Origin of the sequence: Acidithiobacillus sp., assembly GCF_023229925.1 — a bacterium.
Classification (GTDB): Bacteria; Pseudomonadota; Gammaproteobacteria; order Acidithiobacillales; family Acidithiobacillaceae; genus Acidithiobacillus.
In genome coordinates this window covers 517,729-539,185 of the sequence record NZ_JALNYM010000001.1, presented here as the reverse complement: position 1 = coordinate 539,185, position 21,457 = coordinate 517,729, and the positions used below count along the sequence as shown (strand labels likewise).

Here is a 21,457-nt window from a genome sequence, read left to right as displayed (position 1 = left end):
AGGCCATTGATGGCGTTTCCCGCTTCTTAAACCGATACAAGTATGGTGGAGGGGTGTGCGGATGACAACCCGAGTTATTGACGGCCTGGCGTATGCGGTAGATATGTTTTTTTGGATATTCGTAATTTGTTGTGCACGCCGGAGGGAACCGCTATGCCTACTGGTGGGTGGACGGCGTCTATACCAATCTGCGTGCGGAGGGGGATCCGCGCATCTGCCTGCTGGTGATTATTGGCGTGGCAGAAGTCCATGAAGGCGCTGTGCCGCGCGCCAGCCAAGCGATATGTTGTGCCGATCTAGTCGCCGCAGATTTTGCGGAGATTGACGCCGTTATTCTCCGCCAAGAAAAGGCGGTGGCGCAGTTCGGGTATGCACTCGGTGAACTGCGCCACATTGGGTGCAGGTGGGTGCACTTTATGCACCGTCTAGTGGCAAGGGGGCGATCCCCGTTGGATGCTCATCCAACACATAGCTTGTGCTGCGCCCACCCGCATCCATTTTCCGCAGCACGCCCCGCGCCAGCAGATCATTGATGTCACGCAGCGCCGTATCCGGCGAGCACTTGGCGATGGCCGCCCACTTGCTGCTGGTGAGCTTGCCTTCAAAACCATCAAGCAGTTTGTTGAGCAACTTCACCTGCCGCTCGTTCAACGGCATGGTCGCCCAGCGTTGCCAAAACCGTGTCTTGGTCAGCACAGCGTCGAGCGTGTGCTGGGCCTGGTCGACTGCGAGATGGAGCGTGTCGAGGAACCAAGCAAGCCACTCGGTGACATCCATTGACCGCTTTTGCGTGCGCTCCAGGATGTCGTAGTAGGCCCTGCGCTCACGCTGTATCTGCGCTGACAAACTGTAGAACCGTTGAGGACTGCCATCGGCACGCGCCAGCAGCAGATCGCCAATGGCTCGGGCGATACGACCATTGCCGTCGTCGAACGGATGCAAGGTAACAAACCAAAGGTGACCAAGGCCTGCCTTAAGTAGTGCTGGTTCGCTTGATGGAGCATTCAGCCAATCGAGGAAGCGGCTGGTTTCGGTTTCAAGGCGATCTGCTGGCGGTGCCTCGAAATGCACCCGCTGCCGATCAATGGGGCCAGACACCACTTGCATCGGCCCACTGGCATCGTCGCGCCAGCCGCCGACCTTGATTTTGACTAGACCGGAGTAGCCGGTGGGAAACAGTGCGGCATGCCAGCCGAACAGGCGCTCCCGCGAAACTGGTGAATCGCTGTTGGCAGTGGCATCGAGCACCATCTCCACCACGCCTTCGACGTGGCGATCCACCGGGGCGAGCGCGCCGATGTCGACTCCCAACCGTCGAGCGATAGACGAACGCACGGACTCGACGTTGAGCTGCTCGCCCTCGATTTCGCTAGTCTTGACCACGTCCTCGGTCAACGCGGCCAGGCTTGCCTGATCGCGCAGCGCCATGCCCACGTCGGCCAGACGTCCCATCAGCACACCTTGGGCACGACTCACCTCCGCCATGGCCCCAGCGAGCGTCGCTAGATCGAAGCACCAGTTCGGCCAGTCACCAGCCTGCCAGATGTATTTGTAATCTCCGCTATTCATGCGGAGATTATGGGGCGAATTCTCCGCACGTGCAAGTTATTCACCGCATATTGTGCGGCGATATAGAGCTCGCCATTCGCCGCACGATGGGCCGAACCGCCTAGAAATGGGTGTCAATGGATATTTATGGGAGTTATTTTTGCCGCATAGGCCTGGTCTTGCTTTTGGTCTTATGGTTAAACAGCGTGCAAATTGACCGCCTGATATCTGCCTGGTTTAGCCCGACGGGCGCCGGATGGACTCTACGACTTTTGTGGTTTGGGGTAATGGCGCACATAAGTCAGTGCCTTCTTAGCCGATTCTTCCGCCTGGAATCGGTAATCCTCCATCTCTGCAGCATTCATCATGGATAGGGTTTCTGGTCGGCAGTAATAATGGGGCGGTATACCATTTAGTGCCATGGCCATGGCATCACAAAGCTCCTCTTCATCATCGGTGAGCCGTCGTAGCACATCCTCGACCAGAGACTCGAAAAGATTTATCGGCCTGCCCATGACAAAACCCCTCCTGCCAAATGTGAATGATTTCGTCATTATAGTTGCCCCAGCAGGATAATGTTTTTGGTGCCACCATACCGCCCGCACCGTTACCATCACGCACGGTGTTTCCAGCTGAACGGCTAGGTGACGCGTGACTGGAAGAGGTGAAAATGACACGGCTGTAATGCCGTCTTTTGCCTTGCGGGCTGGGATGGTTGTCAGGACCACAAGTGAGCCAAAAGCGACTATATTTGTAGAGAAGGAACTGCACGCCAGGACTGTGAAGCACCGTGGTGGTGGCTCTCTGTGAGAGCTATGGTCATGCCATAAGCGTTCATTCAATTTTTTAAATTGCTTGCAAAGGGCTCGTCATGTCACATCGCCACGGATTAGTAGTCATTGACCTTCAATTTGGGTTTTCCCCTGATGCTGATCTTGTTGAAGGTATTCGGGATGCTGCACGAGATTATGCCGTTGTTGTGGCCACGCGGTTTTGCAGCCTGCCTGACAGCCTCTTTCGGCACCGGTTGGAGGACGGCCATGACGGCGGGGCGGTCATTGATATCGGACATTCCCTGATCATAGACAAGCCAGGGTACGGGCTGGACCAATCCGCGATCACCGCGCTTCGGGAATTTGAGGTCGATGAATGGGGACTGGTCGGCAGCAGGACGGGGGCCTGTATTATAGCCTGTGCGTTCTCCCTCTGGGACGCAGGAATCCCGTTCCATGTGCTCCATGAGTTGTGTGCCGCAGAAGACCGTTCGCTGCGTGATGCGACCGAGACGATCTTGCAGCGGCAGTTCGCGGCCTGTAGAGGTGGTTTGGACGTTAGAGTCTCATGAATCTTGGGTTGAGGTCGCCATTGTGTAGTCCGCATAGCCTTGCCGCAAAAATGGGCCGGATTGCGTTACTGGGTTTTCTCCCGGTTGCCCTGCTGTTGGGCTGGGATATTTATGCCCATTACCAGCAGGCTTACACGGACGCGACCCAAAAGCAGTTGCACAATGGCGAAATGGCGGGTGAACGCCTGCAGGACAGTTTCCGCGCTGCACAGGCTTTGCTCGGAGGCATCGCGCTGGAGCCCAAAGTGCGCGATGGCAGTCCCGCCGTCTGTAGCGACTACCTCGCACAGGTGACTACACCCCGTGCCTTTCGTTATACCCTGTTCGCGCGCAGCGACCGGCGTGGCATCGTGGATTGCGCTTCTACCGGCCCACAGCCGACGACGGTCGGGGTCACGCCCAACATTCGCGACGCCCTGCAAGGACACTTTGGGATTGGTTCCGTGCGCAAGGGTCCGCTAAGCAGTCAATGGATCATCCCGCTCTCCTATCCGCTGCGCGACGCCGCAGGACACATTACGGGCGCCATCAATACGGGGTTGCGCGTCAGTTGGCTCATGGCCCAGATCAAGTCTGTACAATCTCGGCAGAAGGAACGTTTCTGGCTGTTACGCGGCCAGCAGATCATTCTGGCGGATCCCGCATTGGCGCCGTTACCGTCCTGCAGAGGTGGTTTGCCCCCCTCTGGCACCATGAAGATCTGCCGCGACCCACAAGGGGAGCGACACCTGCTCACGGTCGCAGATGTCTTCACAGGACCGGGGGCAAAGCTTGAAATTGTGATAGCCGAGCCTCTGCATCAAGTACTGGCTGGCGCCAACACTCGCGCCTGGATGGGCGCCATTGCCGGTGCTGCCATCTTGTTTTTTTCCTGGCTCCTCAGCATGGGGTTCGCTCGGCGCAGTCTCTACCGTCCCTTGCAAAGGATTCAGGATTTCGTGGAACGTCTGAGCACGGGACACTATGCGGACCGGCTCCCGGCGGATTTTCTCGCGCAAGCCGAACGCAACGACATCATTCGCCTGGGCGCACGGATCAATACCCTTGCGCTCAATCTGGACGATTCCCGGCAACAATTGCAGGAGGATCACGACCTGATGGCACAAATGGCCATGCAGGACGCGCTCACCGGCCTGCCCAATCGTCGCGCCCTGGATATCGAGATCGAAAAGGCCATGGCCCGCGCCATTCGTCGCCACACCCTGCTAGCGGTCTGCATGCTTGATCTGGACGCCTTCAAACCGGTGAATGACACCTACGGCCATGATGCCGGAGATCAGGCATTGTGCAACATCGCGCAGCGCTTGGAAGAGGCCCTGCGCAAAACCGATTTTTTGGCGAGAGTCGGCGGGGATGAGTTTGTCCTCGTCCTCGAAGACGCGCAATCCATCGACGATTTACTACCCATTTTCGACAAGATCGCCGAATGCATGACGCAACCCATTGCCCTGTCCGACGACACCAGCGTTTGCGTTGGTATCAGCATGGGTGTCGCCATTTATGCTCTGGAAGATGAGGATGGCCCGGATGCGCTCCTGCGCTATGCCGATCACGCGCTCTATGAAAGCAAGACGCACAAGGCTGTGCGCACCCGTTACTGGGCCTTGTATGGCGAAAACTTCCCCCAGTACCAGACCCATTATCGGCACCTGTTGCAGCAGGAAGCCGTCGAAGCGCATTATCAGCCTATCCTCGATAGTCGGCAGCACCGGATTGTCGGTGTCGAGGCTCTGGCGCATCTGCGAGAAGAGGATCATCTGCTGCAACCCGCAGAGTTTCTCCCCCATCTGGCCAGCGAAGATATCGATCACCTGTGTGCCCAGGTACTTCGTACGGTCCTCCGCGACTTACCGGAATTGGATGCAGACGGGCATACCTTATGGGCCTCTTTCAAGGTTGATTCGCACTCGTCCTTCGATGCGCGCTGTCGTGATGATCTGCGCGAGCAGATCGTGCATAGCGGCGTTGATCCTCGGCGCCTACACCTCGAGATTTTGGAGGGCGGGGATTTCTCGGAACGACGATCCACTGTAAGTTTCCTTCAGTCCATTCGTGACCTCGGTGTTGGTGTTTGTCTCGTCCTGAACGACATCGGCAGCGCCCACTCCTCGCTGCTGCAGCTGAAGGAGTTACCGGTGGACGAGATCAAGCTCGATCAAGGATTTGTTTACGGTCTGGAAGAACGACCGGAAGGTCTAGCCTTTGCAATGACCATCCAAGACCTGGCTGAAGAACTGGGCCTGGATCTGATTGTGAAAGGGGTTGAAACCGCCGCCGTTCAGGATGCCCTGACGGTGCTCGGTGCCAAGTTCCTGCAGGGCCACGCTATTGCCGGACCCTTGCCTATCACCACGTTACGCACCTTTCTGGCCGGTTTCTCTGGCGCTCCGCACCAGGGTCCGGAAACGATGCTCGGCTTGTACGCAGAAGACATGTTACACCACAAGTTCTGGCCCCAGATCCTCGCCCATGATCCGAACATGGTCGATGCGCAACATCTGAGTGACCCGCAGCGCTGCGGCTTCCAGCGGGCTTTGGAGCAACTGGGTTATAGCGAAGGTACTGAACTGGATATCCTGCACCGAGAGTACCATCGTATTCTCGGAATCACTGCCCGCGCAGCCATGCGCGATATCGATTTGCAAGGACTGATTGCCGCCGGCAATGCGTTGCGCAAGGCATTGAGTGAGAAATGGCGGGGGCTGCATTGCGAGGCGGGGTAGGTGTGCTAGAAATGGAACATCGCCTGAGTTAGGAAAGATCAACGCGTTAATCCGAGAAAGAATATCTGACCGTGTCGGCGATATTGCGCTATTGTGCCTTTTGTAACTGTGGTGTTACAGTCGCTAAATGCTAATGGATGGCGATATGTGAGTAAAACAGATGTTTAGAATAGATAATATATCTACCACATACCAAATTATAGGTGGCCATGTAGCCGTAGGTGATTCCTTATGAGCGAATCACACGTAACCCCACTGGAACCCTTTCCCGAATACGCAGACGCTGAAGTGACAAGCCATGCCGGGGCACTTCTACATCCTGACGGCCTCAATCTTCTGGACCGCACCGGCCTGGCTGTTGTCCAAACATCCGACTGGCGCTGGAACCGTTATCAGGAAGATCAGATAGGTACACAGGTGTCCTGTTCCGGAGACGTCAAAATGCGGGTCGAGGCTTGGTTCCAGCCCGTCGTTTCACTGCGGCGGGGGCGAGTGGTAGAGATCGAGGCACTGGCCCGCCTGCATGATGGCAAGGACCTGCTGACCCCGGACTATTTTCTGCCACGCCTGAATTTGGCCGAGAAGCGTGCGCTCAGTCAGCAAATGTTGCAGCAGGGGGTAGAGCAACTGGTAGCGCTGGATGCCACCCGCTATTTTCTGAACCTTGCCGTCAATGTTGAACCGGAGTTCATGGCTGATTTCGATTGCATGAACTGCCTCTTGTCAACAGTAACACCGGCGCAGATTTCCGCATCGCGGATCAGTCTGGAAATGCTCGAAAATGGAGATTTTTTGGGCACCGATGCAAGTCTTGTGCACCTGCGGCAGCTGCGCGAACAAGGGATCAGTCTGATGCTCGATGACATCGGCACCGCCTATTCTTCGCTCTTGCGCCTCAAAACCATCCCTTTCAGCGGCATCAAGGTGGATCAATCCTTTGTGCGCGGTCTCCCACAGCACCCAGAGCATCTCGTCTTTATCCAGAGCCTGCGGGCGTTGGCCCGCGGCCTCGGCGTCCATCTAGTGGTGGAAGGGGTGGAGAGTCTGCCTATTTTGCAGGCGATGCAGGTATTGAAAGTGCAGCGAGTACAGGGCTACGCCATCGCTCGCCCCATGCCTGGGGCGGCACTGGCGGAGTGGCTTGGCCGTTGGCAACTTCCTGAGCTACCCACCCAGGCGGAGGCCCTCTCGTTTTTGGCGGCTTATGCCTATTATGTGCGCGCGCTAAGCACGCTGGATGCCTTGATCCAGAACGACATGACCGGATGGTTCTGCGCCCACGGTTTCTCGCGCCCCTTGCGGGTGCTGGCTCTTCACCAGGGATTGGATGACCACCACCCGCTTCTGATACAGGAACATATTTTCATAGAAGCGTTACGCAGCGCATGCGTTCAGGCCGATGATGAACGCATGCCGCCGCTGGTGAAACAACTCAAAGCCTTGGGCCAAGAGGTCGCCGCGCTGAATGCAGGATATGGTAATTCTGGGCAGATTCCCAAGGAGACCCCGCATGTCGCTGACTAAGGAAATTGACAATCTGACCATGATTCTCCCAATTCGCGGAGAGTTCAGCCTACCGGATTATTTCGCTCTGCTGCAGGCGGACCAAAGTGTCGTCAAAGGCCCTTTTGACCTCGCCAATCGCCTTGAGCAAGGATACCCGGCGATTGTGTTTTCGGAAAACCCACAAGACCACGGGTGCCCCTTTTATTTTGGCGGATTCGAGTCTGGGCGGGTTTTGCTGACGCCGAAGTTTCCGGTCGTTGTGGCGGATTATGAGCGCACGCTGGTCTTCGCAGAAAAGGACGACGTTGTCTGTTTCTTTCTCGCGCGCCTGGAATATGTGGCGGAGGGCGTTTTCCATTACACCCCTGCTCCTGAACTCTTCCAGCGAAAAGTCCGTGCCCACAAGAGACTCTCCATGCCCGGGCATGTTGTTGTGCGGAAACAGGATGCCAGAACCTTCGTCTGCGATATCGTCGATTTCAGTCCGGCAGGGATCAGCTTCAAATCCCGTAATAACGATTTTGCCATTGGAGAAATGCTGCTACTGGAAATGGAAATCCCCGATTGCGGGGTCTGTGAAACTACTATCACTGTTAGCCGTCGGGAGGAAGGCGGACTGAGCAACGCCATCTACGGCGCCAAACTGTGGCTGACCCAGGAACAAACTAAAAAGGCCGAACATCTCTATCTCTGCAAGAAGGGAGAACAGATCCAAAACCTCTCCAAAAATAGCGCATCCCGTCTCCACGACTTACGCTGGCGAGATTAAAGCGGGAAAGAAAAATAATATCGGGTGGTGCCGCCTCGGCGATATAGCGATAAAGCTCGGCAAGTTGCTCTTGGGCCTCCGGGCTGAATACGACGCGATATAATGGGATTAAATCCCACTCTTTTGGGCAAGCAGTAGTCCAGCTTTCTGGAACTCACCGTTCTGCGCAAACTGAACCGACCCCGCGAGCAGAAGCGAGCGTGATCCTGGTTTGAAGTCGGCTTTGTTTTCACGCCTTACCCACAAACCCCTTATAAATGAACGCCGAGGCGGGGGATACGAAGTGCCTTGTGGATGTGGCAGCGTATTTTCTGTCATGCAAGCAGCCATCCGTGGCGATCCTCTGGTATGAAGAAGCCGCAGCGAAAGGCGATGCCTCTGCCATGAACAGCCTGTCAGAATGCCATCTGAAAGGACTCGGCACAGAGCGAAATATCGCGCTCGGATTAAAGTGTCTGGATGAGGCGAGCATTTACGGAAACGCCCTTGCGCAAGCCAAAATAGAAACCCTCTCTTTTGCTGTTGAGCGATAACGGCGTGGTCCTTTGACTGTGCGGCCCGTTATCGCTGCCACACGAACGGCAGTCAGTCCTACGGTGTCCGAAGCTGAAGGGTTATATCCTGTTTCGTGATGGTCATGCTGCTATGCGCTCATTCTTGCCAAAGCGTCGTGAAGTCGGTGCTCAGCGCTATCCGACAACGTAACCGCCTCAAAACAGTTCGCCGGATACAGGTAATCCTCACCGCTCTGGTCAATGATTCTGATCATGCCGTGCTGGTCAGGGTCGCCGATAGTTTCATAGACGTGCCCGATGGTCACATCTTCACCGGACAGGTCGCCGAACCCTTCCTTGTTGACGCAGACCACAAATTTCATAGCCATCGTTTCACCTTCATTTTGACCTTGCCGATGAGTATAGCGTTTCAACATCTGCAAAGTCTTGTGGCCGGTGACGGCTGAAACTTCCATGGGATTGAAGCCTTTCTGAAACAAGCGGCTGGTGGCTTCGTGGCGTAGATCGTGGAAGGTCAGGCCCATCGATACCGGCATGAGTCAGCGCGCGACGCCAGGATGCCCTCATACCCTCCTACGTGTACGTCCATACCTTGCCATCCAGACGGCGGGGCAGGGCGGCAAGCACCTGTTCTGCCGCCAAGGCCGGGTGCAGGCCGATCGTGTTGGCCGATTTTCCCTCAGCGTAACGATTGAGCGCTTCTTTGAGCGTGGTGCGCTCGGTGGCGGACGTATCCCGCCAGACACCCTTGTCCATCTCTGAAGATGTAAGTCTAGTGCAGTGCAAATTCAATCAGGCAAAGAAAAAGGGCCTAGACCGAAGCCTAAGCCCTTGTTCTATTTGGTGGGTTGTGAGGGGATCGAACCCACGACCCGCTGATTAAGAGTCAGCTGCTCTACCAACTGAGCTAACAACCCGAAGGACCGGTATTATAGGAATTTTTGCCGAGAAGGCAAGTGCTGATGCCGTGCTTTAGTGGATCGTGCGTTGCCGCAGTCGGATCACCACCTCGACTTTTTCCACCTCTGTATCCGGTGGAAGCTCGGGGAGCTCGCTAATTTGCAGGGCAGACCCAGGGATATCCTGGAGCTCTCCAGAATCTACATAGTAGAAATGATGATGAAGGGATACGTTGGGATCGTAGAATACCTTGCCGGGCTCTACGATCACTTCGCGCACCAAGGCGTGATCGGCAAACAGGCCAAGGGTGTTGTAGACGGTCGCCTTCGATACTACGGGATAATCCGCATTGACGCGCTGCATGATCTCTTCCGCGGAGAGGTGCGCGCACGAGGAGAAGAGCGCATAACCAATCTCTACCCGCTGACTTGTTGGGTTGACGCCCGCGTCGCGAAGCACTTCCAGTACACGTTGCTTGTTCCAGTCGTTATTTTCCAAGGGCGGCCTCGCTTTAATTTTAAACTGGTTATAATTGTAGCGCTATTGCACCATCAGGAAAAGACCTTGCTGAGTCGACCTCGGCGTTAGACAGGCATCCAGGGTCACCGCGCCATCCTAAAAATCAATTCGGTAAAATATATTGGCGCCATTCTGGGTACCGTTCTCCGTCTGTAGTTCGATGTGGCGGGAAAGCTGGTAGCGCAAGCGTGCCACGGTGCCACTGCCGAGCACGGATTGCCCGACGCTGAGATAAAGATCGGGGGTAAGATAATGGCCCAAGGTGACCATGGCACCCGCCAAGCCCGAATTAGCGTCGGAGCTTACGCCAACGTCAATGCCGCTGCTACTCAGGCTATCGCCGAAGACGGCGGCGCGGCTGGCAGAAAAGAGCGTGCCCGCAGCAGCGGAAAGCAGCGTATTCTGACTGGTGAGACCACTACTTGGTGTGCCCAGCACAAGATAGGAGAGGATATCTGTCTGCGACAGGGAGGGTTTGGAGTAGAGCGCTACCTGGGGCACTTGCAGTGTACCGGTGACTTGTACGCCAGCCTCTACGGGGGTGTTGTCCACGGCGAAGCTAGAGGAGCTTTTGATGGTGCGTACCGCCAGCACGTCCAGGTTGGCTTGGTTCGCGGCGCCGCGGAAAAGGATGGAACCACGCTGGAAGGTGAGGGTGTGCCCATAAATCGCATAATGGCCATCCACCATGCGCAGTGTGCCATCGACTTGCGGACTTTGGCCGTCGTGCATTTCGACTGCGAGGCTGCCTACCAGCCGGGCGCGCAGCCCACTGATGACGACTCGCGCATCGTCCCCGAGGGTTACATGCACCTTCACACCGAGGGCAGGTCCGCTGCTTTTGTGCTCATTTTTTACAAAAACGACATCGCCTGAGGGCTTGGGTCCGCTGAAATCCGTACCCAATATACGCAGACGATCGGTGTGTATATTTCCCTGCACGTCGATTTTCTTCAGATTTCCGGAGATGCTCAGGTCGGGGCTGATCGCAGCTTGTACCTGCGGCAGATTGAGCGCCGTGAAGTTCTTCCCGGTGACGTGGAGCGTAAAATCATTCGCCGGCTGAAATTGGACGATGCCCGTCCCGGATATTTGGCCAGCGCCGGAGCTGGCTTGCAGTTGATTGATTCGAAATTCTTTTCCGTCTCCCACGAGTTGGGCGCCCACGTCACGAACATCCAAACCAGCCTGCGGGACGAAAAAGCCCAGACCCTGGAGTTGTGCTGTACCCGTCCACTGCGGATGCGCCCAAGTACCCAGAACCTGGGCGTCTATAGTCCCTTGACCTTGCGGTCGAATCCGCAAATTCCCGACGGGGAGGGCGGCAAACAGTGGTGCGCCTACATGCGCCTTTATAACCCCTTGTAGTGGGGCATTGGCATCCCAATGCCAGGGGAGAGCGAGTGTTGCGGGGCTGTGCAGGGTCACCTGGGCATTACCCCAGTCATTGGCAAGACGAAGGTCAGCAGCAAGGGAGAGGTCTTTGGGCAACCAACGGAGTTGGCCGGTAAACTGTTGCAGAGAGAGTGTATGCGGCGTGCCCGCCTGCTGCCATTGCAATTGGGTTTTTTGAAAATCCCAATGTCCTGCCGCTTGGCAAACTCCCTGACACTGCGCTTGCAGATGCGCATTCAAAAAACCGTGGAGCGATGCATCCTCCGCCTGTGCAAAAAAGTCCAGAGGTAGAGATTGCAAATCGAGTCCCAAATCGGCCTGGTTGGTGGCGGGATTGTAGTGACCTTGCGCGGTAATCCGGGCAGCATGCGCATCGGCGAGAGCCATTTTGCTGAGCGATGCAGCACCGTTGGCCCATTGCAGGGTGGCTGGGTGGAGTAACTGCCAGTTTCCCAGAGGGATGCTGGTCAGTGTGGTCTTCTCCAATTGCAGTCCCCACGCATCGGTCTGATGAGACACCAGCCCGGTGACGGACAGACGGCTTTGTGGCCATTGCGCGTCCAGTCCCAGCGTAAAACGTGTTAATGGTCCTTGCGCATGAGCCTGCAGATCAATGCGATGGCCAGCGTATGCCAGTCCCTTTACATGGATCATCGCCTGCAAGGCGTTCGTGGCGCGAAGTTCGGCTTGTGTTTTCAGTGTATTGATCTTTACACCACGATAGGCAAGACCTTGTCCTGTGCCCTGGATTTCTCCCGTCCACTGCGCCTGAGGCCGCGCTACCCAACCCTGAATCAGACTCTTACCCCGGGCACCGGGAAGCAAGCCCTGCCACTGCGCCACGTTGAGGACGAAATGCAGACGTTGTTGTAAATTACCTTGGGCGCTCAGGCTGACACCCGGACCAAAAAACTGCGCCTTTTGCAGATCCCACGCACTCCCTGCAAAGCGCACCAACGCCTCGCCCTGCAAGGTTTGGCGGTAAAGCTGGCTAGGTAGCAATTGCAGCCGCACATCACCCGTGATCGCTTTGGAAATTTGGGTGGCGTTGACGGTCAGGTCCCCGGAAAAAGTGCCCGGTACCTGGACCATAATGCGCTGTGTTTGCAGGCCCCTGACCCGAACTTGTCCGGTGACGGTGAGTTGCGGCCGCCACCGGACGGCCAGCACCGAAGGCAGCAGATCCGCGCCCAGCAACTTACCTGCATAATGGTATTGCAGGTTTTGGCGATTTCCGTTCACATTGCCCTGAATGCCGCCGAATTTGGGATCACCGCGCAGCGCCAGTTGTCCCTGATAGCGCTGAATATTTCCCCGTAGATTCAAACTGATGGCCAACGCTCCCACCGGTAACGTGCTGGGCAGCGCTTTTGCCAGGATCTGCTCGAAGCCGCCACTGATCTGGTAACTCCCTGCGCTATTGCGGGGCAAATCGAGGCGCCAATGCCCCTGTGCGGGTTTCTGGAGCGCAGGATTGCTGATCTGTAGCGACTGGAGCGAAATCTGCTGTGACGAGATTTGCGTCATACCGCTCAAAGTCGTCAGTTGCTTGTTTTCTTGTACCTGAATATTCAGGGGGCCGCCGAATGTCTGGGCCGAAATGCCGTGCCAGTGTGTTTCCCAACTTATGGTCAACGGGTTGGTGGCGCTGCCTTGTCGCCATACACCCAGGCTTTGTAGCCCGCGCTCTCCTGTTTGCAGGTCTGCCGTAAGCTGGAGTCTGCCCTGGGGCATCTGTGCCGACAGGTTTTTGATGTGCAGATTGCCACGCTGCCAGGCCAGCTCGGAAAATGTCGCCAGGGAGAGGACGAAGGGCTTCTGCGTTCCTTGCCATATACGCAGGTTCGTACAAGTAACCGGGCTCAGTTTCAGGTCGATGAGACGGGTCCACAGGGGCAATGCGGGCCAGCGCAAATGAATTGGGCTGGGTTTATCGGAGGGCACCGGCAGGTACAGATCAGCCTGGTGAAGCTGAAGATCGGCAAAGTCGACTTCTCCCCAGAGCAAATGGGCAGGATGCCAGTGCCACTGCAAAGATTGCGCACGAAAGCGCATGTCCGCACTATGCCAGGAAATGCCGGAAAGCTGCATCTTGCCAGTAAGCGAGCCCTTTACCTGTTTGACCTGTAAGTTGGGGACCTGCGCTAACGCCCACTGTGCGCCGTGGCTGGTGGTGAGCAGCCAGACCAGGACGGTGGCCAGCGTGATCAGAATCAGCAGCACACCGGCAATCATACCGTGGCGGACGCGGATCACAGGCTGAAACCTACCGAGAAGGCGATACGGACAGCGGGCGTTTGCGGGGCGACCAGGGGGTGCGCCAAGTCAAAGCGTATCGGTCCGACGGGGGAATACCAGCGCATGCCTAGGCCAACATCCTGAAGCGCATGAAAACTGGACCAACTGTTGAACGCATTACCCACATCATAAAATGCGACAACCGCCCAGTCTTTTGTGACAAAGCGCTGAATATCGAGGCCACCAACGGCGAGAAGGCGCCCACCTTCCACCGCACCGTCCACAGCCAATGGTCCCTGCGATTGATACGCATAACCGGGCAGACTATTTTGACCACCCGCGAAAAATCGCAAATTGGGCGGTAGTGCGCTGATGGGTCCGGTTAACCACATTGCTCCCAGCTTGGCGCGGGTGCCAACGACCCAGTTCTGACTCAAGCGCTTGTGCCATTCTCCCTGGGCGCTGATGCGGATGAAATTCGCGTCGCTACCCCATACTTTGCTGGCACCTTCAACCCGGGCCGTTAGTGTATAGCCGGCTATGGGGCGCAAAATGTCGCGGAAATTCTGCATGCTGTACTGTATGGAAGGATAAATATAAAAGCTGTTATTAAATTGTCCAGCCACATTGTAGTTAGCTTGCTCAGAATTGACTAATGCCTCTATGGTTGCACTTTTACTAAGGCTGTTTTCGTTGCGCAATGACCACTGCCGACCAGCGCTGGCGAGGATTTCATTACTGTTATAGGCGGTCAGATTTTGGTTCTGATAACTGGCTTGAGCAATATATTCAGATCCCAGGCGCGCACCAACCGGCCAGCTGTAGGTGACGCTGGCATTGCGATTCAGTTGCGCCGCTAAAATGGAAACTCGGACATGCTGCGCCTGATCAAAAACGTTATAATTATCATATATAATAGCCGCGTTTGGCCCAATATTGGTGCTGTAGCCAGCGCCGATTTTCAGATGCTGTTCTGTTATGCTTTTCAAATCGACAGTAATGGGTATGGCGTCGTTTTTTGCTTTATCCAGATCGCTATTTACCGAGATGTCGGAGAATCGGTCGGCGTTGCGCAAATTACTCTGGGTGACGGCCAGAGAATTGGGCGAGTACCAGTCTCCAGTCTTGAAAGAGAGGTACCGTTGAATGAACCAACGCGGGTAGTGTTCCGCACCGGTGATTGTAATATCCCCAAAGCGGAAGCGGGGTCCGGTATTGAGCCACAAGTAAATATCAGCCCAGAATTGGTCACGATCCATACGGATTTCATGACGCGAATAATCGGCACGTGCGTAGCCGCGCGTGTGGAGAAATGAAAGGACTTTGCCTTTCCATTCCTCATAGGCAATCTGATCAAGAATATCTTTTTTATGTAGTGGGAATTGGGTAAATAGCCTTTGTAAAGCGGTTAGCTCGTGGCCTGCGCCCGCTGATTTCAGGTCGATTCGGCGAACCAGGATGGGCCGCCCGAGCGTTATGGAGAAGATGATGAGATATTTCCCCGGTGCGCTCTTTTCACTGTGCTCCGTCCATCGCGCGCTATAGTAGCCGTAGGCTTCGAGCGCATCCTTGAGGCGCAAACTCGCTGACATTTCCGTTTCTTCCAAACGGTCCGCCAGCGACCCGATAACCACGGAGGGGAGGGCATGGGCAAGCTTCCCCGCTAGAGGCCCAGAAACCCCATCCACCAAAAAATGTACGTCGTCGGCGTCAGCCGCTCCGCAGGACAGAAACGAAGCGCAAAACCCTGCAAGCAATAAGCCACGGCGCATCTTGCTCAGGCGATGTCGCCTCGCCTTATTATCCCGCCTGACTGTGCCCAGAAAGACCTCCTGCCCTTAGCTGCCATCCACTCACAGCGTGATGATTTGCTGAGTTTAGCACGATTCATGGAGGTGGCAGGCGCAGGTGAGGGATGCACAGCAGCACCTTAACTTCTTGACGGGTCAGGCAGTCATCGACGGATGTTATCAAAAGGCGGACGCGGATGATGAATTTCCCGGTAGTCGGTGACCACGATGTCCGTATGCATCCCTTTGCGCATTTTCCGCCGTTGCCACCAGAGGAAAAGCATCCCGCTAACCCCAAGTATGGCAACGGCGATGACCGCAAAAATAGCGAAAAAGAACAGACCGACCAGAAGGACCATGCTCACCATCACCGCGAGCAGGCGCACCCACCACGGACCCCGACTATTGAACGATTGGTAGTATGTCATGACGCCCCCCTGGAATGGTTACACAGTGTAACTATGATACGTTCAGACCTCGATCCAAGGTCTGAAGTTCATTTATGGCCGAACGTATAGCCCTCCCCAGTTGCAGTCACGATCACAATTTAACATAATAAGTATTATGCGAAGGACGGCGATATTTTTTGGTGTTGTGGGTTGAGCGCAACATTGGTTACTATACTTAGTATATTTCACTGTTGCGCAGACCGCATGAGCTACAAACAATTCTCTACCCAGTTACCAGTTCCCATCTCCTTGAAGGCTCCAGCGTTGACAGATGCTTGGGGGCTTCCCAGATATTGGGTGACTGTATGGGCATTGATCAATGCCAGAGATCTGGCCGAATCCACAGAAATGAAGCAGCTACGGTACATCGAAGCGCTGTACAGATTTTGTGATGGCCTGCATGGAGACGGCTACCTGGATGACACCTTGGGAGCCTGCCAGATTAAGGATTTAAGCAATCTCCTGGAGGCTTACTTTGTCTCCCTGAAAAATCGCCCAGCAATCACGCAAGCCGCCGAAACACAATGGAGAACCGGATTATCCTTCGTCAAGGATGTAATCTTTCGTGTAAGCAGAAATGGTAACTCAATGAATCAGTTGGCTGAGACGGAAAGCAGGCTGCTTCATCTGGATGCACTTTACGGCCAGCTGCATATCCGGAAAACCAAATACCCCACGATTCTGCGGTCATTACCTGCCGCTGTGGTGAGCCATCTGTATGACATGCTGGATCCAGAGTCATCAACCAATCCCTTTTCCAGAAAAAGAACCCGATGGACGGCATTTCTGGCCTTTATCCTGATGTTACACCAGGGGTTACGCCGTGGTGAGGCGCTGTTATTACCGGTTAATGCGGTCGAATCTGGCTATGATGAACGATCACAAAAAAAGCGCTTCTGGATCAACGTCCAGGAAAATAAAAAACTTGTCTCCCAGGATCCCAGGTCTAAACGACCCAGCATCAAGACTGCAGATTCCGTACGACAAATACCGGTCACTGAGTTGACTGCTAATTTGATTCAAACCTATGTGGAAAATTACCGGGGTAAACCGGATCATCCGTTCCTGCTGAATACCCAATGGAATACACCGCTTTCCCATGATTCCATATCGAGTTATTTTGCCAAGATCACCCGTAACCTACCGACCTCAGTAGTCAAGACGCTGGAGGACCGAACCGGTAAGACTTCCATTGAACCCCATGACCTCCGACATACTTGCGCTGTTGTCCGATTGAATCAGCTCCTCTCGAAAAATGTGCCCATGGACGAAGCGTTACAGCAACTTCGAACATTCTTCGGGTGGACGCGAACCTCCAATATGCCGCAACGTTATTCGCGCGCAGTCTTCGAAGACCGTCTTTCGGATGTCTGGGCCAAAGTGATGGATGAACGTATCGAAATACTCAAGTCGATTCCCCTGGGGCACGCATGAAAAATAACGCCTTAAATGTACCGCAACAATCTTCCGGGCTTCAGGCCATCCTGGAAGGTTTGCCAAAACTCCCCGGCGTGCTTCGATACCAGGACGATTTCGAGGACACCATGAGAAGCTTAAACCGGTATGATAAAGACGATGTCTTCTATATCACTTTTAACGGTCTCAGACATCGTGTTGATTTCAATACCTACGAGAGCGGTCATCAACTGATTGCAAAGCATCTGTTTTTTCACTGGATCGCAAGTGACCTGAGCATCTCGACAACATACAACTATTGGTCGGTATTGCGGGATATCGACGGAGAGATGCTGTCGGAACTGCTGGTAGCGGGACCAGAAAATATCAAAAAAGTCTGGTCCAAACTACTGGCGAAACATTCTGAAAAAGGCATGTTATTCCCAGCAGTACGCGCTATGCTGGTTTTTCTGGCTCGCTATCACCTGGTCGGATGGTCCCCACTCTACCTGGAATTCATCAGTTACACCCTCCCCGGTCCTTTCAAGGATAAATATGCTGCTGTCAGGAGTGGCGATGTTTTCCTGACCGTCCAGGAGGAGTCGTTGATCGTAAACCATCTGGATTCGCTCGCCACAATGGCAAAATCTCACCTTGAAAATCTGGCTATCGGTACCCTTGAACCTGCCTGCATGCTCCTGTGTTCCTATCTCTTTGGTATGCGCCCGATCCAGATTGCCTTGCTGACCATGCGCGACATTCGTGTTTGGCAGGAAAATGACATTACGCATCCCGCAGTACACCTGACCTTCAAGATGGTTAAGCAGCGCAGTCAGTCAAAGGCCTTTCCGTTGACACGGCGGGTCAAGCAGGAATGGACCCCGCTGATTCTGGAACTTTATCGCAGGGCCAAGGCGAAAAAACGTTCGGGGGGTGATCGACTATTTTTGGTTTCAAGCTCTCAAGAACTAGGGAAGGCTATCCAGAAATTAGCCAGTTCCATCGTGGGCAACAATGTCACCGCCACAGATCTCCGGCACACCGCCGCGCAACGCCTGGTCGATGCCGGTGCCAGTCAGGAGGAAGTCGCTGAATTCCTGGGACATGCCGACAATACTACCTGTCTGGTCTATTATGCTTCTTCACCTAATCAGGCTGAACGTGTCAACAGAGCATTGGGCATCTCGTCGGTTTATCAGCAGGTCATCAAAATTGCGCATGCCCGATTTATTAGTCCGGAGGAACTGGCAGAACTGAAAGGCGAACAGCAGATTGCCGGGGTTCCCCATGGTATCCCTATAACCGGGATCGGTGGTTGTACAACAGGGCAACCGGCCTGCCCTTACAACCCAATTACTTCCTGTTATGGTTGCCAGAAGTTTATGCCAGTGACCGATCTCTCACTGCATAATCAGGTGCTTGCCGACATGCGGAGCGTGGTGAAGCTTTTTTCTGACACCTCTCGCAATGATGAAAATTCGCCGGCATTCATGCAACTCCAGCGGACCGTGGCCAGCATTCAGGCCGTCATCAATGAATTGGAAGGCCCAGAAAATGCTTGAATCCTTTTCGACATTTATTGAACAGGGAAAAGCCTTGGCTGCTGAAAAGGGTCTTATCTGGGATATCCCCTTGGATGAACAAGGGAAAACACCCGAGGGCTGGAACATGACCGAAGCCGTTGGCGCCCTCCCCCCAACTCTGTATGTGCGTGACCTCGGACACGATGCGGGTATCCTCCATCTGCTTAACGCACAGCGCGTAGCAGCGGGCTCCCCTGCCCTGCCTAAGTCGGCATTAAGTCAAAGCTGGCAAGACCTCATCAAGGCGGCCGTTTGTGATCAACTGTTCTTCCATCGGAATACCCCACGGCATGTCTCCCAAAATATCATCCGTCCACTCAAGGTGCTGGCTACTTGTGCAGGTAACCTGCAACCCTGGCAGATGTCAGTCGATATCATTCAGGAAGCCGTAACTTTGGCAACCATGTTGCAGCCCTCCGGAAAGTTGGCAGACCTGGTGCTGGGCATCACGAAAACCCTCATTGATACAAACCATTTGGCTGTAGCATGCCCTTTATATTCGGTTGTGTCCAAAGGCAGATCTTCAGGATTCAACGACAGAAAATCCAGAGCAGTAAAATCCCAAAAGCAGCTCCTGGATGACTTGGAGCAGCGTAAAAAATCGGAGCGCCTACCGGAAAAAAGGGCATTCTGGGAGCTGGTTCGTATTATCTTTACTGAACCGCCCAGGTCTTATTCTGACGCTTTGCGTTTCGCTGCCCTGAAAGTCATGGTTCTCTGTGGGCTTCGCATAGGGGAAGCTACCATGCTGCCGATGGACTGGAAGCGATACCGGGATTATTACGATCCGAAAGGACGTCCTGCCGGAGAACTGGGCGGTTATTCCCGCTCCCTGTCACTACGGCATTTTGCAGAAAAGCAGCAAGTTGCACAATCAGACAGTACCGTACTGGTCGAGGCAGCACAGCCGATTCCAGAAATCTTTGCGGAAATCTTGAGTGAGACCTTGGATGAGGTCATTCGTATTACAACCCCTTTGCGAGAAACGTTACGGCTTCAAGTCCAGTCAGGTCGTTGGTTGCCCTGGTATAAGCCTGATGACCTGGTTCCGGTGACGGAGCTGTATGGAAGGCTGACCGGCAACCCCTTTTGGTTGAACCTTCCTGTAGAGATGTCCGATCAGTACGTGGCCCGTTATCGGGAGCATTTTAGCCCCGACGTCCTGGCAGAACTCTCCCAGTACCAACTGGAACGGTACCAGGATTCTTCCCATCCGTCCGCGCTGGATATGGCTATGTATGTATATTTTCATCGCTTGTGCTCCAAAACGGGTGCCCCCAAGCTTCGGCATGCCTCTGGGGCGGAATATCATGAAAAAAGAAAAAACTGGAGAGAAGTGTGCCTGAAGATTGGCGAATTGGAGGATTATCTGATCAAATCGGTGCCGACCAAGCTTTCTGATTTGAAGCCGATCCGGCTCCAACAAGGTGAATTGCAAACCTGGGAGTTGCTGTTCCTATCACCTAAGCGGACTCTGGCGGAAGAACGCGACGAAGGAATCACTGACCTTACCCGATATGCCTCAGTGGGCATGCCCGAAAGCAAAATGTTGAGTTTAGTGCTTGGTGAAGAAAAAAACAGGGAAAGTCTGTTCAGTCGTTATGGGGCATCAGATGAAGATCGTCAGCTTTTTCTGGTATCCCATTCTCTGCGTCACCTGCAAAATACAGAACTATTTCGTATGGGAGTGGCTGATACCATAATCACGAAACGATTCAATCGTCGTAGCGTCGCCCAGAGTTACCAGTATGACCACCGAAGTCTTGCGGAAGAACTGGAGAGTGTTGAATTGCCTGCAGAAGTCGAGGTGATGCTGGGTTCAAAAGCCGCTACGGTGGCTAGGTTGATCAAAACGGGCAAGGCAAGCGGGCCTATAGTAGACGCATTCAAGCAAATTCAGAAAACCAAGGGTGACGCAGATGCCTTTGATTATCTCAAGGGCGAATCTGATGGTTTTCATGTCACGCCTTATGGCTACTGCATCAATAGCTTTACCGTTGACCCCTGCCCTAAGAATCTGGAGTGTTTTTCTGGTTGTTCGCATCTGACGTCCACCGACATGCCTGAGCACCGCCAGCATCTGGAAATTTTGGAACAGCGCTTTGAGGCTGCGATTTCCGTGGCCGAATCCCGACGTTCAGGTTCTATAGGCCGGGAAAATCAGATTGTGCATGCAACAATCAGACTGGAGGCGATCCGCAAGATATTGTCTACATCAGCCGGTCGGCAGGTGTTTCCGGATGGTCCGGATTTGTCGGTAAGCCATCAGGTACGGAGTGTCCTTGATGACTGAAGAGACTAAACCACAATCCTATGATCCCGAAATGGAAAGTATCTTACAAGAGATGCTGGAAAGGGATGAAGATATGACTGCCAGAGCGGTGGCACGCGTTCATCCCCGGGTGAAAGCAGCCTCATCCATTACCCGGAATCCGGATCGTTCGGCATTGTTAGCCAGTTATCAGAAAAAACAGGAAGAGTACCGGGATTGGCGTAAGCGCCTGGCCAAACGCTCTCGGGATAGCACAGCGATGGATATGGCTGAAAAAGATATCCGGATTAAAGAGCTGGAGCAGCAGGTAGAAATTCTGACGGCTTCCCATGTGGCGATGCTCCGTGCTGTTGGGGAATTGGGAGGATTCGCTAAATGGGCTCAATTTTTTGAGTCCTACAAGGAAGTCCGTGACAACCTGGCTAAGCTGGGTGCCATGCCCGATGCCGAGGTCTTCCAGATAAGGTAGCGGCGCTATTCGGAGCTACGCTTCGAGAATTTTTGTCAAGC

Annotated in this window: 17 protein-coding genes and 1 tRNA gene; 9 read left to right on the top strand and 9 right to left on the bottom strand. The window is 54.4% G+C overall.

Annotated features, from left to right (window positions below):
• Nucleotides 1-414: 414 nt before the first annotated feature.
• Both M0P56_RS02795 and M0P56_RS02790 read right to left on the bottom strand, forming a co-directional pair.
• Nucleotides 415-1,569 carry a Fic family protein gene (locus M0P56_RS02795; RefSeq protein WP_291508524.1) on the bottom strand — a complete coding sequence of 385 codons (1,155 nt, stop codon included), beginning with the start codon at nucleotides 1,567-1,569 and terminating at the stop codon, nucleotides 415-417.
• A 242-nt stretch (nucleotides 1,570-1,811) separates the two neighbouring features.
• On the bottom strand, nucleotides 1,812-2,063 hold the full coding sequence (locus tag M0P56_RS02790) for a late competence development ComFB family protein (protein WP_291508523.1): 252 nt from the start codon (nucleotides 2,061-2,063) through the stop codon (nucleotides 1,812-1,814).
• A gap of 356 nt (nucleotides 2,064-2,419) precedes the next feature.
• On the opposite strand from M0P56_RS02790, the gene M0P56_RS02785 reads away from it, so the two are divergent.
• From M0P56_RS02785 to M0P56_RS02765, 5 genes are all read left to right on the top strand, one after another.
• The gene (locus M0P56_RS02785) at nucleotides 2,420-2,893 is read left to right on the top strand and encodes a hypothetical protein (RefSeq protein WP_291508522.1); all 474 of its coding nucleotides are present in this window, start codon (nucleotides 2,420-2,422) and stop codon (nucleotides 2,891-2,893) included.
• A 20-nt stretch (nucleotides 2,894-2,913) separates the two neighbouring features.
• Nucleotides 2,914-5,616 carry a diguanylate cyclase gene (locus M0P56_RS02780; RefSeq protein WP_291508521.1) on the top strand — a complete coding sequence of 901 codons (2,703 nt, stop codon included), beginning with the start codon at nucleotides 2,914-2,916 and terminating at the stop codon, nucleotides 5,614-5,616.
• Nucleotides 5,617-5,847: 231 nt separating this feature from the next.
• Entirely contained in the window at nucleotides 5,848-7,140 is a 1,293-nt protein-coding gene (locus M0P56_RS02775) for an EAL domain-containing protein (protein WP_291508520.1), read from the top strand.
• Complete coding sequence (locus tag M0P56_RS02770) at nucleotides 7,127-7,891, top strand: PilZ domain-containing protein (RefSeq protein WP_291508519.1); 765 nt, start codon at nucleotides 7,127-7,129, stop codon at nucleotides 7,889-7,891. Before M0P56_RS02775 ends, M0P56_RS02770 begins: the two co-directional genes overlap by 14 nt.
• A gap of 332 nt (nucleotides 7,892-8,223) precedes the next feature.
• Entirely contained in the window at nucleotides 8,224-8,424 is a 201-nt protein-coding gene (locus M0P56_RS02765) for a hypothetical protein (RefSeq protein ID WP_291508518.1), read from the top strand.
• Nucleotides 8,425-8,534: 110 nt separating this feature from the next.
• Here the strand turns inward: M0P56_RS02765 and M0P56_RS02760 are convergent, their stop codons facing one another.
• The 7 genes from M0P56_RS02760 to M0P56_RS02730 form a co-directional block, all read right to left on the bottom strand.
• Nucleotides 8,535-8,942 carry a tyrosine-type recombinase/integrase gene (locus tag M0P56_RS02760; protein WP_291508517.1) on the bottom strand — a complete coding sequence of 136 codons (408 nt, stop codon included), beginning with the start codon at nucleotides 8,940-8,942 and terminating at the stop codon, nucleotides 8,535-8,537.
• Nucleotides 8,943-8,979: 37 nt separating this feature from the next.
• Entirely contained in the window at nucleotides 8,980-9,162 is a 183-nt protein-coding gene (locus M0P56_RS02755) for a hypothetical protein (protein WP_291508516.1), read from the bottom strand.
• Between the two features lie 85 nt (nucleotides 9,163-9,247).
• Nucleotides 9,248-9,323: transfer RNA gene (locus M0P56_RS02750), tRNA-Lys, on the bottom strand.
• 55 nt (nucleotides 9,324-9,378) lie between these two features.
• Entirely contained in the window at nucleotides 9,379-9,804 is a 426-nt protein-coding gene (locus M0P56_RS02745; protein ID WP_291508515.1) for a Fur family transcriptional regulator, read from the bottom strand.
• Nucleotides 9,805-9,921: 117 nt separating this feature from the next.
• Nucleotides 9,922-13,476, bottom strand: coding sequence for a translocation/assembly module TamB (locus M0P56_RS02740; protein WP_291508514.1), 3,555 nt, complete (start codon nucleotides 13,474-13,476; stop codon nucleotides 9,922-9,924).
• Nucleotides 13,473-15,230 carry an autotransporter assembly complex family protein gene (locus M0P56_RS02735; RefSeq protein WP_291508513.1) on the bottom strand — a complete coding sequence of 586 codons (1,758 nt, stop codon included), beginning with the start codon at nucleotides 15,228-15,230 and terminating at the stop codon, nucleotides 13,473-13,475. The genes M0P56_RS02740 and M0P56_RS02735 overlap by 4 nt, the downstream gene beginning before the upstream one ends.
• 182 nt (nucleotides 15,231-15,412) lie before the next feature.
• On the bottom strand, nucleotides 15,413-15,676 hold the full coding sequence (locus M0P56_RS02730) for a hypothetical protein (RefSeq protein ID WP_291508512.1): 264 nt from the start codon (nucleotides 15,674-15,676) through the stop codon (nucleotides 15,413-15,415).
• Nucleotides 15,677-15,901: 225 nt separating this feature from the next.
• Here M0P56_RS02730 and M0P56_RS02725 point away from each other — a divergent pair, with 225 nt between their 5' ends.
• The 4 genes from M0P56_RS02725 to M0P56_RS02710 are packed head-to-tail and all read left to right on the top strand — an operon-like array spanning nucleotide 15,902 to nucleotide 21,416.
• On the top strand, nucleotides 15,902-17,131 hold the full coding sequence (locus M0P56_RS02725; protein WP_291508511.1) for a site-specific integrase: 1,230 nt from the start codon (nucleotides 15,902-15,904) through the stop codon (nucleotides 17,129-17,131).
• A complete protein-coding gene (locus tag M0P56_RS02720; protein WP_291508510.1) occupies nucleotides 17,128-18,654 on the top strand; it encodes a tyrosine-type recombinase/integrase in 1,527 nt (508 codons plus the stop codon). The genes M0P56_RS02725 and M0P56_RS02720 overlap by 4 nt, the downstream gene beginning before the upstream one ends.
• Nucleotides 18,626-20,968 (top strand): hypothetical protein, encoded by a 2,343-nt coding sequence (locus tag M0P56_RS02715; RefSeq protein WP_291508509.1) that lies wholly within the window; start codon nucleotides 18,626-18,628, stop codon nucleotides 20,966-20,968. The genes M0P56_RS02720 and M0P56_RS02715 overlap by 29 nt, the downstream gene beginning before the upstream one ends.
• The gene (locus M0P56_RS02710; RefSeq protein WP_291508508.1) at nucleotides 20,958-21,416 is read left to right on the top strand and encodes a hypothetical protein; all 459 of its coding nucleotides are present in this window, start codon (nucleotides 20,958-20,960) and stop codon (nucleotides 21,414-21,416) included. The genes M0P56_RS02715 and M0P56_RS02710 overlap by 11 nt, the downstream gene beginning before the upstream one ends.
• Nucleotides 21,417-21,457: the final 41 nt, after the last annotated feature.